This is a genomic window from Piscibacillus salipiscarius (assembly GCF_042685285.1).
Taxonomy (GTDB): domain Bacteria; phylum Bacillota; class Bacilli; order Bacillales; family Alkalibacillaceae; genus Piscibacillus; species Piscibacillus salipiscarius.
In genome coordinates this window covers 65817-79047 of record NZ_JBHUMZ010000016.1, presented here as the reverse complement: position 1 = coordinate 79047, position 13231 = coordinate 65817, and the positions used below count along the sequence as shown (strand labels likewise).

15 protein-coding genes are annotated in these 13231 nt (G+C 36.1%); 2 read left to right on the top strand and 13 right to left on the bottom strand.

The features are described 5' to 3' along the window. Window positions 1-17 precede the first annotated feature (17 nt). Both sdaAA and sdaAB read right to left on the bottom strand, forming a co-directional pair. Window positions 18-896 (bottom strand): L-serine ammonia-lyase, iron-sulfur-dependent, subunit alpha, encoded by an 879-nt coding sequence (gene sdaAA, locus ACFSW4_RS05125; protein WP_054751550.1) that lies wholly within the window; start codon window positions 894-896, stop codon window positions 18-20. Window positions 897-913: 17 nt separating this feature from the next. After that, window positions 914-1576 (bottom strand): L-serine ammonia-lyase, iron-sulfur-dependent subunit beta, encoded by a 663-nt coding sequence (gene sdaAB / locus ACFSW4_RS05120; RefSeq protein ID WP_377327882.1) that lies wholly within the window; start codon window positions 1574-1576, stop codon window positions 914-916. Between the two features lie 156 nt (window positions 1577-1732). Here sdaAB and ACFSW4_RS05115 point away from each other — a divergent pair, with 156 nt between their 5' ends. After that, the gene (locus ACFSW4_RS05115) at window positions 1733-2998 is read left to right on the top strand and encodes an NCS2 family permease (RefSeq protein WP_377327880.1); all 1266 of its coding nucleotides are present in this window, start codon (window positions 1733-1735) and stop codon (window positions 2996-2998) included. A 152-nt stretch (window positions 2999-3150) separates the two neighbouring features. On the opposite strand, the gene ACFSW4_RS05110 is transcribed toward ACFSW4_RS05115, so the two are convergent. The 4 genes from ACFSW4_RS05110 to ACFSW4_RS05095 form a co-directional block, all read right to left on the bottom strand. Beyond that, on the bottom strand, window positions 3151-3336 hold the full coding sequence (locus ACFSW4_RS05110) for a hypothetical protein (RefSeq protein WP_377327878.1): 186 nt from the start codon (window positions 3334-3336) through the stop codon (window positions 3151-3153). Between the two features lie 21 nt (window positions 3337-3357). After that, window positions 3358-4194, bottom strand: coding sequence for an alpha/beta fold hydrolase (locus ACFSW4_RS05105; RefSeq protein WP_377327876.1), 837 nt, complete (start codon window positions 4192-4194; stop codon window positions 3358-3360). 124 nt (window positions 4195-4318) lie between these two features. Further along, window positions 4319-5998: a DAK2 domain-containing protein gene (locus ACFSW4_RS05100; protein WP_377327874.1), complete on the bottom strand. Its 1680-nt coding sequence runs from the start codon at window positions 5996-5998 to the stop codon at window positions 4319-4321. A 36-nt stretch (window positions 5999-6034) separates the two neighbouring features. After that, the gene (locus ACFSW4_RS05095) at window positions 6035-6394 is read right to left on the bottom strand and encodes an Asp23/Gls24 family envelope stress response protein (protein WP_054751554.1); all 360 of its coding nucleotides are present in this window, start codon (window positions 6392-6394) and stop codon (window positions 6035-6037) included. Between the two features lie 187 nt (window positions 6395-6581). On the opposite strand from ACFSW4_RS05095, the gene rpmB reads away from it, so the two are divergent. Then, window positions 6582-6770, top strand: coding sequence for a 50S ribosomal protein L28 (gene rpmB, locus ACFSW4_RS05090; RefSeq protein ID WP_377327872.1), 189 nt, complete (start codon window positions 6582-6584; stop codon window positions 6768-6770). 53 nt (window positions 6771-6823) lie between these two features. On the opposite strand, the gene spoVM is transcribed toward rpmB, so the two are convergent. The 7 genes from spoVM to rsmB are packed head-to-tail and all read right to left on the bottom strand — an operon-like array spanning window position 6824 to window position 13230. After that, entirely contained in the window at window positions 6824-6901 is a 78-nt protein-coding gene (gene spoVM, locus ACFSW4_RS05085; RefSeq protein WP_369404760.1) for a stage V sporulation protein SpoVM, read from the bottom strand. A 38-nt stretch (window positions 6902-6939) separates the two neighbouring features. Continuing rightward, window positions 6940-7581, bottom strand: a complete 642-nt coding sequence (locus tag ACFSW4_RS05080; RefSeq protein ID WP_377327870.1) for a thiamine diphosphokinase — start codon at window positions 7579-7581, stop codon at window positions 6940-6942. A gap of 8 nt (window positions 7582-7589) precedes the next feature. After that, complete coding sequence (rpe, locus tag ACFSW4_RS05075; protein ID WP_054751558.1) at window positions 7590-8240, bottom strand: ribulose-phosphate 3-epimerase; 651 nt, start codon at window positions 8238-8240, stop codon at window positions 7590-7592. Between the two features lie 3 nt (window positions 8241-8243). Next, window positions 8244-9125, bottom strand: a complete 882-nt coding sequence (gene rsgA / locus ACFSW4_RS05070; RefSeq protein ID WP_054751560.1) for a ribosome small subunit-dependent GTPase A — start codon at window positions 9123-9125, stop codon at window positions 8244-8246. Beyond that, window positions 9126-11120 carry a Stk1 family PASTA domain-containing Ser/Thr kinase gene (pknB, locus tag ACFSW4_RS05065; RefSeq protein WP_377327867.1) on the bottom strand — a complete coding sequence of 665 codons (1995 nt, stop codon included), beginning with the start codon at window positions 11118-11120 and terminating at the stop codon, window positions 9126-9128. Continuing rightward, complete coding sequence (locus ACFSW4_RS05060; RefSeq protein WP_377327865.1) at window positions 11120-11866, bottom strand: Stp1/IreP family PP2C-type Ser/Thr phosphatase; 747 nt, start codon at window positions 11864-11866, stop codon at window positions 11120-11122. The genes pknB and ACFSW4_RS05060 overlap by 1 nt, the downstream gene beginning before the upstream one ends. Before the next feature lie 17 nt (window positions 11867-11883). After that, entirely contained in the window at window positions 11884-13230 is a 1347-nt protein-coding gene (gene rsmB, locus ACFSW4_RS05055) for a 16S rRNA (cytosine(967)-C(5))-methyltransferase RsmB (RefSeq protein ID WP_377327863.1), read from the bottom strand. Between the last annotated feature and the right edge of the window lies 1 nt (window position 13231).

Genomic DNA, 13231 nt, shown 5'->3' with positions numbered 1-13231 from the left:
CTCTTCTTTATTTCTTTTTACTCTGCAGCTGAACCAAAAATTTTAGCCGCTAACGCTTTACCAGTAGGTGTTGCCGCTAATCCTCCTTCAGCTGTTTCCTTTAAAGTTGATGACATTTTTTGACCGATTTGATACATGGCTCCAATTACCTCATCACAAGGAATTCGGCTTGTTACACCCGCTAAGGCCAAGTCAGCCGATACAATGGCTTGTGATGAACCCATTGCATTACGCTTAACGCATGGCACTTCAACGAGTCCAGCTACAGGATCACACACTAGACCTAGCATATTTTTAAGCGTAATAGCCATTGCTTCAGAAGACTGTTCAGGCGTACCTCCAGCCATTTCAACTGCTGCTGCACTTGCCATACCAGCTGCAGAACCTACCTCTGCCTGACAACCACCAGCTGCACCTGAAATAGATGCATTATTGGCAATAACTTGACCAAAAGCACCAGCTGTAAACAGAAATCTTACCATTTCTTCACGAGTAGGATTTAACCGATCTTTTAATCCAAATAAAACACCTGGGACGCACCCTGCACTTCCGGCTGTCGGTGTTGCACAGATTGTTCCCATCGCAGCGTTGACTTCATTTGTAGAGACTGCTTTACTCACAACATCTAAGATTAAATCCCCTGAAAGCGGTTGCTTTTCTTCGCGATATTGGTTAATTAAAACGGCATCACCACCCGTTAAACCTGAGCGAGATTTAACACCTTTAAGACCATCTTCTACTGCTTTTTCCATAACATCTAAATTACGTTCCATTTCAGCAAAAATATCTTCTCTTGATTTCCCGCTTTCTTCAATTTCTTGCTCAATCATTACTTCAGATATAGGTATGTTACGCTCTTTTGTTATTTGTATTAAATCACTTACGCTTCTAAACATGTTTCTCACGTCCCTTCTTAGTCAGCAATCGTTACGACCTGTAAAATATGATCACATGTTCCAAGTTGCTTCATTACTTCATCTGGAATAGGTTGGTCTGTTTCAATGACCATCATGGCGTCTTTACCTTGCTCTTTACGAACAACTTCCATATGACCGATATTAATCTCTCTTTCTGCTAAAACCTTAGTAACAGAAGCGATCGCACCATAGCGATCATTATGCATGACTAAAATCGCAGGTGAGCCACCTGATAGTCTTAGTTCAAAACCGTTTAATTCAGTAATTTCAGCTTTACCCCCACCAATGGATATACCGACTAATTCAAAATCACCGTTATCATCTCCTATTTTAATTCGTGCTGTATTAGGATGATCTGACGAGCCTTCTTCTTCTATAAATTCAACATCCATACCGGCTTCTTGTGCAAAACGGAAAGCATCCTTAATTCGGTCATCATACGTATCATAATCTAGTAAACCACCTATGATCGCTACATCAGTTCCATGACCTTTATACGTTTTCGCAAAGGAACCATATAGATATATTTTAGCCCATTTAGGTTGACGTCCAAATAGTTGTCTAGCCATTTTTCCAATTCTAGCAGCACCAGCTGTGTGAGAACTAGACGGTCCGATCATGACTGGACCAATAATATCAAACACCGATCTGAATTTCATAGACTACACCACCTTATTTTCTTTCTAATTCTATTTTAAAGGGAAATAGAGTAAAAGCCAACCAGTTATTTGAAAGTAACACCTATTTATCGTTATAATACGTTTTGGGTATTAAACCTGGGCGGGTGAGGGCTAACAACAAAAGAAGGAGTTCACATGAAACAACTGAATAATAAGCAGTGGCCAATAGAGGTCATTGCAGGTATCATTGGATATTTAACGACTGTGTATATTGTTGCTGTTAACAGCTCAATTCTTGCAGAGGCTGGTATAGACCGCGAACAAGCGATGATAGCAACGATTTTAGCAAGTTTTATTGGTAGTGTTTTAGTAGGAATGTGGGCAAAAGTACCAATTATCATTATTCCTGGTATGGGAGTTAATGTCTTATTTACCTTCTCCATAGTTCAGCAGTATGAATTCACTTATGCTGAAGGCTTAGGAATTGTCGTTGTATCCAGTTTAATATTTCTTATAACGGCCATTACACCATTAGGTGAAAGTTTTAAACAAGCTGTACCAGATTCACTCAAACACGGCATTACAATTGGTTTGGGATTGTTTTTGGTGTTGATTGGCTTAGAAAATGGCGGACTAATTGTAAGTGGTGATTACTCGATTATCACACTTGGAGATTTTTCATCACCAACAGTGATTGTTAGTTTATTATCATTAACAGTTGGTATTGTATTATTTGTTAAAAATGTCCCAGCCAACTTTTTAATCACGATGATTGTTGGCACATGGATTGCGTCGATGTTTGGCATTTTGGAAAAAGGAAAAGGGGAACATCTAAGTGTAGATGGTATAACTGACCTTTTCATATTACCGGATTTCGGACATATTGGTGAATTAGCCTTTTGGATTGCAGTTTTACCCCTTTCAATAGTATTAATTTTTGAAAGTATGGGATTAATTCATGGGCAACTTAATATGCTAAATCGTTCAGAAGCCTTCAAGAGTACTAATCGCAGTAGTGCGGTTTCAGCACTATTAAGCGGTTTTTTTGGAACTTCACCAACCATTCCAGCTGCTGAAACAGCTGCAGTCATTGCATCTAAAGGTCGCACTGGAATTGCAAGCATTGTTACAGGGGTTTTATTCTTACTGACGTTTTTCTTTATTCCTTATATATCCATGATTCCATCAAGTGCCATTAGTCCAATTTTAATTATTGTCGGTGTGCTCATGATGCAAAATATCAAATATATTAAGATTGATGATATAACTGAAGCGTTTCCTACTTTTCTAATTATGTTTATGATCCCATTCACATATAGCATTGCAGATGGAATGGCATTTGGATTTATTGCTTATCCAATTATTAAACTTGTTACAAAACAAAAAGATCAGTTATCGCCATTATTAATTGTAGTATCAAGTTTATTTTTAATTGAGTTCATTATAAAAGCATTATTATAGATATGATTAAAGCACCGCAATTTTAAGCGGTGCTTTTTTAGACTTTAGTTTAAGTTAACTAGGCTATGGCTATTAACGACCTTGTGATAATCCAAGTTTCCCTCATAATTCGATACGTTTAAGCTCAATGTTTTTATCTCCCTGAAAACTTATTAAAATGTATCAAAAATGTTCTTTGATAGTGCTCTAAGTACCCAATAGATGACTCGGATTGGAAAAACGATTAACTCAGGCAACCACAAAAGCATATCTAACATGAAATCCCCGAAATTATATGCTTCTTTCGATTTGTTATTTTTTCTCATCTTGCTTTTCTTCTTTTTCCACCAATCTTTCATTCACATTCCCCCTGTTTTCAATTATGATTCACTCACAAAATCTAAAATGATTTCACTAAATTCTCTTTGTTTTTCTACGTATGGATGATGACCACTATCTAAAACTTTTAACGCGGCATTACAAAATTTGAACTGTTCATGATGATTTGGGTCAACAGCATAATCATGTCCACCAGATATTACTAGTACTGGTTGCTCAATTGATCTTGTGTTGGTAGTAAAGTCGTAAAAATATTCACCTGTGTTAAACACGTATTGTTGAAAAGATTTTCCAAAAAATAAATCCTTATCTATTTCATCTAAGATTTGTTTATTACAAGGATCTTTAAACTGTAATTGATTATGCAAATTATGTTCAGCTAGTTTTGAAATAGTTGTATAATAAGTATTCAATAGAGATTCTTTATTACCTGTATGTAATTGTTGCTTTTTTAAGCCTAACAGCTTTCTAGAGTATCTGATTTGATATTCAAAAGAATTAACCATATTTAGTGTCGCATTAGATAATATGATCCCTTTTACTCTGTTTGGGTATTTTTTCGCATAATTTAGTGCCAAAATTCCACCAAAAGAGTGTGCTATTAAATACCAGTCTTGCAACCCCAAATGATCTCTTAATTCTTCAAAATCATCAGTTATTCTATTTAAAGAGAAATCAGTATTAGAACATTCTTCAGACCGTCCACAACCTCGTTGGTCTACATAAATCATTCTAAGTTGATTCTCCAACAGATTATGCATGGAATACTGAAATGACTTACTCCAGTATCCAGGTCCACCATGTATATAAACAGCTGGAACCCCACTGCCACTAACTTCATAGAAGACTTTCTCACCATCGCTTGTTATAAACTCCATTAAAATCACCTACAATGAAAATTCCCTTTAATTTTACCATAATTATCCTAATAGTTTTACAAAATATATAAAAAACCGTTTAAGCGATATTCACTTAAACGGCATAAAGTATATTAAGCATGTATTATTCCACAGAAAAGATAAATGAGTAAATCGGCTGTTTTCCCTCTACCACTTCAACTTCAATGTCTTCAAAATTTTCATCTATAAACTGTTCTATTTGTTCAACTTCATCATTTGTACCATCTTCTCCTTGAAGAATGGTAATAATCTCATCTTCATCATCATCAATCATTTGCTTTAATAATTCAAAGATGGTTTTCATTTTATCTGTATGAACAGATTCTATGCTGCCTTCTAGAATTCCCATGAAGTTTCCTTCTTCAATCGTTTTGCCATCTATTTGCGTATCTCTAACGGCATACGTAATTTGACCGGTTTTAACAAACTCAATGGCTTCACTCATAGCTTCATGGTTTTCATTTAAATCTGCTTCTGGATTATATGAAAGCATAGCTGCCATTCCTTGAGGAACGGTTTTAGTTGGCACAACTTTAACCTCACAATCAACTAAATCGTGAGCTTGCTCAGCAGCCATTATGATATTTTTATTATTTGGTAGCACCAGTACATAATCAGCGTTAGCCTGGTTAATTGCTTCAACAATGTCTTGTGTACTTGGGTTCATCGTTTGGCCACCTTCAATCACGATGCTCGCATTAAGGCTTTCAAACATTGTTTTAATTCCTTCACCCATTGCAACGGTTACAACAGCCATTTTTGAACGTGATTCTTCTTTTTTAAGCTCAGCATTCGTATTAACAGGCTTTTCATCTACGATCGCTGAATGCTGTTCACGCATGTTTTCAATCTTAATATTGATTAAACTTCCATATCTTTGCCCAATGGACATCACTTCACCAGGATACTCTGCGTGTATGTGAACTTTTACAACTTCATCATCGGCAACAACGAGTAGTGAATCGCCATGCTCACTAAGTTCTTCACGGTATTGCTGCTCATCAAACGAATTTTTCGCTAATTTTTCCTCTTCGAATTTAACCATAAATTCAGTACAATAACCAAACTCAATTTCTTCTGTTTCCATGAAATCCTGGTGCATTTTATGGTGTTCAGCATTGACTAATTCATCTAGTGAAGGCTGAGATGCATGTTCAGGTAATTCTTCACCCTTCAATGAAGCCAGAAAACCTTCATAAACGGTTACTAGACCTTGTCCACCACTATCAACAACACCTACTTCCTTTAGTACAGGAAGTAAATCTGGTGTACGATTTAGAGATGCTTTTGCCTCTTTTAATACAATATCAAACCAGTCTATGACTGTTTCAACCGAATTAACTGCTTCAACGCCTGCTTTAGCGGCATCTTTTGATACGGTTAGGACTGTACCTTCTACTGGTTTCATGACAGCTTTATAAGCCGTGTCAACACCAGACTGAAGGGCATCTGCTAAATCCTGCAGTTCTAATGTTTCTTTATCTTGGACACTTTTTGAAAAACCTCTAAAAAGTTGAGATAAAATGACTCCAGAGTTACCTCTAGCTCCCATTAATAATCCTTTAGCAAATGCATTCGAAATTTCTCCAACGTGCTTTGAATTTAATTGTTCAACTTCTTTTGCACCTGAAGTCATGGTTAAATTCATATTCGTACCGGTATCACCATCAGGAACCGGAAATACATTTAAAGAATCAATCATATTTGCCTGATTTGACAAATGGTGCGCACCTAATAAAATCATCTGCGCAAATTGTTCACCATTTAACGTTCGATTAGACACTCTCTTTTTCCTCCTTCAACAAAAAACGATGTTCCCCTAAGAAGTAACTCGCACTCCATGAATGTAAATATTGATTGTATTAACATCTAGTCCAATCATTTTCTTTAATGAATACTTCACTTGGTTTTGCACGTTATGTGCAACTTCTGAAACCTTTGTTCCGTACCCAACTATAATGTACATATCAATATCGATGTCGCCATCTTCACCTCGAACGACAACACCTTTCGAGAAGTTTTCTTTACCTAGTATTTCAGATAATCCATCTTTTAATTGTTTGCGTGATGCCATACCTACAATACCATAACATTCTACAGCAGCACCACCTGCGATGGTCGTAATGACTTCCTTCGAGATCGAAACCGTTCCATATTCATTACGTACTTCAATCGACATATCCATCCTCCTCGGTTCATGACTACGGTTATTTTACTATAAGCGTGCTAAAATGAAAAGGTATACAGCCCTGTCAAGTTAAAAAACTTGATAAGAATAAGAAGAATTATTGAAAACATTTTATCCATATGGTAAATTAGTTAAGTAATGATTATTGAGATTTTGTTTTAGCTAGGAGGGAATTATTGTGGCACGTAAATGTCAAGTAACTGGTCGTAAAACTAGAACTGGTAACCACCGTTCTCACGCTATGAACGCTTCAAAGCGTAAATGGAAATCAAACGTTCAGAAAGTACGCATTATGGTTGACGGAAAACCTAAAAAAGTTTACGTATCAGCTCGCGCACTTAAATCTGGTAAAGTAGAGCGTGTTTAATAAAAGTTATATATACAAAAAAGCTACCTGATGATGTTCAGGTAGCTTTTTTGTTATTTTTTAAAAAGATTCATAATGCCACGGATTAGCCCACCTATAAATCTAGGAAGCTTAACTGTATAAAATCTCATCTTCCCCCTCCTATACTACTGCTTACGGTGTTATAAGATTAATCACGACTCTTTATAACTAATAGTATGCCTGAGGTAAAAAAATAAGTACCTTTTTTTTCTGACCATTCATTTGAAATGGTTAAAGAAGACCCTTGAACAATTGTTGTTTCATTAAGGGGATACTTAAAACCTTTTAATGATAGATTTTCTACTTTTTCAGAGTAAGCTAGAAAGGATACGTAAGGGAATAATGAGTCTTGTATCATATCGTATGTTCCAGGTAATTTTAACGACATTTCATTTTGTTTGTTAATTAACCATGCGTCAATATGATGTTCTGAAAATAGCTTCATCAGTTGAACATTTATCCATGCATGATCTAATCTACCACCTGTAGCTCCAAATACTAATACTTGCTCAGGCTTTTCATTGATAGCTTCTATAAAGGCAAGCTCAAGATCTGTTTCATCTTTAATTGCCGGAAACTCAATTACGTTTCGTGCATTAGATTTAATTTTTTCAATAAGATTAGAATCTAATGAATCAAAATCTCCCATTACCAAGTCTGTTTTTATTCCAAGATCGTATAAATGTTTTGCACCTTCATCGACACCGATCCAATAATCAATATGGGGATAGGCAGTTAAATCTGGTATTTCTGCAACAGGGCCCGCTGCAACGATCCCTACTTTGGTCATCATATCACCTATTTCACTGAATCTCTAATGGCTTTTATCGCATTAGAACGGTCTTCTTGGTTATAAATAGCACTTCCAGCAACCAACACTTCAGCTCCTGCTTCTACGCATTTCTTTGCAGTTTCAGGCTTCACGCCACCATCAACTTCAATTTCGAAATGATAGTTGTGATTTTCTTTTAGTGTTTTTAATTCTTTTATCTTAGATAAGGCAGAATCAATAAAAGATTGTCCTCCAAATCCTGGATTAACCGTCATCACAAGTACTAAGTCAACATCCTGTAACACTGGTTTGATCGATTCAACTGGGGTAGCAGGATTAACAACGACCCCAGCCTTAATTCCTTCGCTTTTAATCTGCTGAATGACACGATGTAAATGTGGACAAGCCTCTTGATGTACTGAAATTAGATTTGCTCCAGCCTTAGCAAATTGACCAATATAATTGTCCGGATTTTCAATCATTAAATGAACATCTAGCGGCAATGTTGTAATAGGTCTAATTGATTCGACAATTAAAGGACCTATTGTAATGTTGGGTACAAAATGGCCATCCATCACATCAACATGTATATAGTCTGAATCTGCTTCTACATCTTTAATCTCATCTGCTAATTTTGAAAAGTCAGCGGATAAAATGGATGGTGCAATTTTAATCATACTCTAATACCTCGGCTTTCTTTGTTTAATTTCTTCATAAAAGTTTTCGTAGTGTTCATATCTAAAACTTGCGATCTCTTCATTTTGAACTGCTTCTTTCACAGCGCATTTAGGCTCATTTATGTGAAGACACCCTCTAAATTTGCACATATCCTGATATTCTAAAAATTCCCTAAAACAAAATCGTAAATCCTCTAATTCGATTTCATTAAAATCAAGTGAACTAAAGCCAGGAGTATCAGCAACATAGCCATTACCAATTTCATATAATTCCACATGTCTTGTTGTATGTTTACCCCTGCCTAAGCTCTTAGAAATATTGGCAGTTTCAATATCTAAATCATCGTCTAATTTATTTAACAATGTTGATTTTCCAACTCCTGATTGTCCAGCAATCACAGACAGCTTATTGGCTAAATGTGGATAGATTTTCTCATCTAAATCATCCATTATTTTTGAAACTATTAAAACTTGATAACCAATACCCCGATAAATATTAGCGTAATCATTCAATTGTTCTAGTTGCTGTTCAGTTGTTAGATCTTCTTTTGTTAGAACGATTAGTGGTTCAATATCTTTATATTCTATTAAAACCAAAAACCTGTCTAACAATAAAGGATTAAAATCTGGTTCAACAACTGAACTTACTATGATAGCCTGGTCAATATTTGCTATAGGTGGACGAATTAAAGCATTCCGCCTATCTTCTATAGATACTATCGTTCCTGTTGAATCAGATTGAGGCTCAACCTCGACATAATCTCCGACAAGAGGGGTCACTTTTTTCTTTCTGAATAGACCTCTCCCTTTACAGGTGTATATTTGGTCATCTGCCAATACATCATAGAATCCACTAAGCGCTTTAATTATTATTCCTTGAATCATTTATTGATTCTCTCCTGCTTCTTCATAAGTAATCACTCTTTCATCATATAATTCTCCATCCCTATATATTTTATAAGATCCTTCCCCATTAGGCTCAATTGTTAACCTAATATTAAAGATTTCATCACTTGTTATATTAGATTCGGCATATAATTCGTCGTCAAAGTTAGCATCACTCACAAAAATTTCAACTTTTTGTTCTTGTTTATTACCGTTTCCATTGCCATTTCCGTTCCCGTTTCCATTACCATTTCCGTTATTCTGAGGCTCATATTTAACCTCAACTTGTTCGTCATATGTCACAGGTTTTGGCTCAGGCCCTTTAGAAATGAAAACTTTAACCTCATCACCTTTTTCAAGTTCAGTATTAGCTCCCGGCTCCTGTCTAGTTACCTGACCTTCTGGAACGGTTTCTGAATGCTCCTCTTCTGTAGTAAGAGTGAGCTCTTGATCTTTTATATATTGCTCTACTTCCTCAAGTGTCCAACCACTTAAGGATGACAGTGCAACTGTTGGAGGGCCGGAACTTACGTTAAAGATGACTTTGGTATCTTCTGGTATTACCTTTTCACCTGGTTCAGGCTGTACTTGTGCAGTGATTTCGCCCTCAGGTAGTTCGGATTCCTCATGATAGGCGATGACCTCCTGATATCCGTGTGATTCTAAGTATCGCTTCGTTTGTTCAAAAGATTTTCCTACATAGTCATCAAATTCTATCTGTTCTTTCCCCATACTCGTATATAAAGTTACACTAGAGCCTTCTTTAACTGTGGAACCACCACTTGGTGTAGAACGTATAACATAATCTTCTTCTATTTCATCAGAATAAATGGACTCACGTTCCACTTCTAAACCTAATTCTGTTAACTGTTTTAATGCTTCATCATATCGTTGTTCGGACACTTCAGGAATAACCACATCCTCAGGTGCCAACCATTTAGGTAAAAAGAACAATGTAATAACAACTGCTGCTAGCAAAACAGCTACAGAGGTTAATATAATGGCAATCCACTTCTTCTTTTTAGGCTTTTTCTCTGGCTCTGTTGTGGACATGACCTTTGTTTCGTCATGACTAGTTGAATTTACTGGAGAAGCTTGATCATCTTTGATGGCTGGTATAGCTTTTGTCTCTTCACCATCTTCAAAAGGAACAACGAAAGGTTCCTCATTTTCTCGTTCAGGGTTTAGCACCGTTTCTAAATCATGCTGCATTTCCTCAATTGTTTGATACCTTTGTAATGGATCTTTTGCTGTTGCCTTTAACACAACATTTTCAACACTTTGAGGCACTAATGTATTAAAAGTTTTTATAGATGGCGTGCTCTCTTGCATATGTTTTAAAGCAATGGAGACAGCTGACTCACCCGAAAAAGGCAGTTGTCCTGTTAATAACTCGTACAAGACAATACCAAGTGAATAAATATCCGACTTTTTCGTTGCCGTTCCACCTCTAGCTTGTTCAGGTGAAAGGTAATGAACTGAACCTAGTACATTATTTGTTTGTGTCAGTGAGGTCGAACTTAAAGCCATTGCTATTCCAAAATCCGTAATCTTAACTTGACCATCTTGGTTAACCAATATGTTTTGTGGTTTAATATCTCTATGAATAATTCCATTTTCATGCGCATGAGCAATTGCTGACGTTAATTGATTCATAATATGTACAGCCTCATCCACCGAAACAGGGCCATTTTGCTGTATTTTCTGCTTTAATGTCATTCCTTCAACATATTCCATGACAATATAATAAACATCTTCTTCTTGCCCAACATCATATAAGTTAACGATATGATTATGTGATAAACTAATAGTCGATTCCGCTTCTCGTCTAAAGCGTTCGATAAACTCACGATCATTAGAATATTCTAGTCTTAAAATCTTCATAGCTACATTTCGCTGAAGTATGAGATCTCGAGCGAGATAGACTCTCGCCATTCCACCCCCGCCTATGGGGCGAATTAATTTATAACGTTCGTTGATGATACGACCTACCATCATTTTGATTCACCTGCTTTACGTTGAACAAGTACGACAGAAATATTGTCCTCTCCCCCGTTCTCATTCGCAATTGACACCAAATTTGACACTTTTTCCTCAACAGAGATATCCATATTTAACACATCTAAAATATCTTGTGTTGAAAGTTTATTAGACAACCCATCAGAGCAAGACAAAACATAATCTGAATTAGACCATTCGAATTTATTGACGTCAATACGTATATTTTGATCTGTTCCTATAGCTTGTAATAAAACATTTTTCTTTGGATGCGCCTCAGCTTCCTCTTCTGTTAATTCACCATTATTAACTAACTGCTGAACAAACGAATGGTCTTCAGTAATTTGGATAACCTCATCTTTTTTCACATGGTATAAACGGCTATCCCCCACATGGGCAACAACGACATTATCATCAAAATACACCGTCGCAACAACGGTGGTACCCATTCCAACACATTCTTGGTTACCCTGAGCATATTCGTAAACATGCTGGTTTGTTTGCTGTATTGAATCTATTAACCATTTTTCAGCTTCATCAGTTGATTCAAATGCATCTGTTTCTTCCCATGAATCTTTTAGGTGATTAGAAGTGAGGTCGCTCGCAATATCTCCGGCTTTATGTCCGCCCATTCCATCGGCAATAATCGTTAACATTTGGTTAGCACGATTATAAAACACTCCACCAGCGTCTTCATTCACTTTCCTTACCTTCCCAACATCAGATACAAAACAAACATTCATTCAAAGTTCACCTCATTTCAGACGAACGATTTCTTAATTAATCTAGTTAAGAAAAATCCGTCTGCATTAAAATCTTGCGGAAATATTTGAATCCCGTAATCAGAAATTCCACCTAATGATTGACATCGTTTAGGTAATTCCTTGAAAAAGTTTGGATCCACTTGTACATCTGGGTGATCATCTAAAAACGCTTTGATCTGATCTTCATTTTCGTTTTGATCAACCGTGCACGTACTGTAAATTAAACTACCATTAGATTTGAGTAGAGGAAAAACTGATTCTAGTAACTCTCTTTGAATTTTAGTTAAATCATAGATGTCTTGTTCTGTTTTATGATATTTAATGTCTGGCTTACTTCTTAAAACTCCAAGGCCAGAGCATGGTGCGTCTAATAAAATTCTGTCAAAAGATTCTTCTTGGTGTATTTCGTTTAGCATTCGACTATCTTGAGCAGACGTATGAATAATATCTAAATCTAACGTTTCTGCTTTGTCCTTTACCAGTTTAACCTTCTTGTCATGTAAATCATATGCAATAACAGTTCCTTCATTATTCATCTTCTCAGCAATATGTGTCGTTTTTCCTCCTGGTGCACTACAAGCATCTAATACCTTCATGCCAGGCTCAACATCTAACATTTCAGAAACAAGCATCGATGTTTCATCTTGTATAGTTATCTCTTTAGGAAATAATTTACTGTTAAGCGGGTTCCCTTTAATAATATTTAAGCCTTGTTGGCTTAATTCGGAATGTTTAGTCTCTATTCCTTCTTTATTTAACAAATTCTGAACATGTTCAACCGTATTTTTAAGAGGCTGAACACGTACAGACAATTTTTTTGTTTCTAAGTTAGATTCACACATTGCTTTTGTTGTGGCCCGGCCATATTGATCAATCCAACGTTTAACTAACCAATATGGATGGCTAGTTTCAACTGAAATTTTCTCAATAGGGTCCTTTATTTGACTCGTATCAGGAACACCTTGACGTTGTACATTCCGAAGCACTCCATTAATAAAACCACTAATTCCTTTATGTCCCCTCTTCTTAGCTATAGTGACGGCTTCATTAATGACGGCATGGTCAGGAACTCTTTCTAGAAATGCCATTTGATAAACTGACATATAAAGTAGCCATTTAACCCATGTATCCGTCTTCTTATTAACAAAATGTTTAACGTAGTATTCTAACGTTAACTTCCTCTGTAAGGTTCCATAAACTATCTCAGTTAAAAGTCCCTTATCTTGATTTGATAAATTATTATTATTGATTGCTTGATTGATTAATATATGGCTAAATCCGCCACTTTCTCCAACTTGATTTAGTAATTTTAATGCTATTTCTCTGACGCTTTTGTTTGACATG

Coding starts and splice junctions, on each gene's coding strand:
- rsgA (WP_054751560.1), bottom strand. CDS start 9,125: ATGATTCAAGGAATAATAATTAAAGCGCTTAGTGGATTCTATGATGTA.
- spoVM (WP_369404760.1), bottom strand. CDS start 6,901: ATGAGATTTTATACAGTTAAGCTTCCTAGATTTATAGGTGGGCTAATC.
- sdaAB (WP_377327882.1), bottom strand. CDS start 1,576: ATGAAATTCAGATCGGTGTTTGATATTATTGGTCCAGTCATGATCGGA.
- ACFSW4_RS05110 (WP_377327878.1), bottom strand. CDS start 3,336: ATGAAAGATTGGTGGAAAAAGAAGAAAAGCAAGATGAGAAAAAATAAC.
- sdaAA (WP_054751550.1), bottom strand. CDS start 896: ATGTTTAGAAGCGTAAGTGATTTAATACAAATAACAAAAGAGCGTAAC.
- rpe (WP_054751558.1), bottom strand. CDS start 8,240: ATGATTAAAATTGCACCATCCATTTTATCCGCTGACTTTTCAAAATTA.
- rsmB (WP_377327863.1), bottom strand. CDS start 13,230: ATGTCAAACAAAAGCGTCAGAGAAATAGCATTAAAATTACTAAATCAA.
- ACFSW4_RS05115 (WP_377327880.1), top strand. CDS start 1,733: ATGAAACAACTGAATAATAAGCAGTGGCCAATAGAGGTCATTGCAGGT.
- ACFSW4_RS05060 (WP_377327865.1), bottom strand. CDS start 11,866: ATGAATGTTTGTTTTGTATCTGATGTTGGGAAGGTAAGGAAAGTGAAT.
- pknB (WP_377327867.1), bottom strand. CDS start 11,120: ATGGTAGGTCGTATCATCAACGAACGTTATAAATTAATTCGCCCCATA.
- ACFSW4_RS05105 (WP_377327876.1), bottom strand. CDS start 4,194: ATGGAGTTTATAACAAGCGATGGTGAGAAAGTCTTCTATGAAGTTAGT.
- ACFSW4_RS05095 (WP_054751554.1), bottom strand. CDS start 6,394: ATGTCGATTGAAGTACGTAATGAATATGGAACGGTTTCGATCTCGAAG.
- ACFSW4_RS05080 (WP_377327870.1), bottom strand. CDS start 7,581: ATGACCAAAGTAGGGATCGTTGCAGCGGGCCCTGTTGCAGAAATACCA.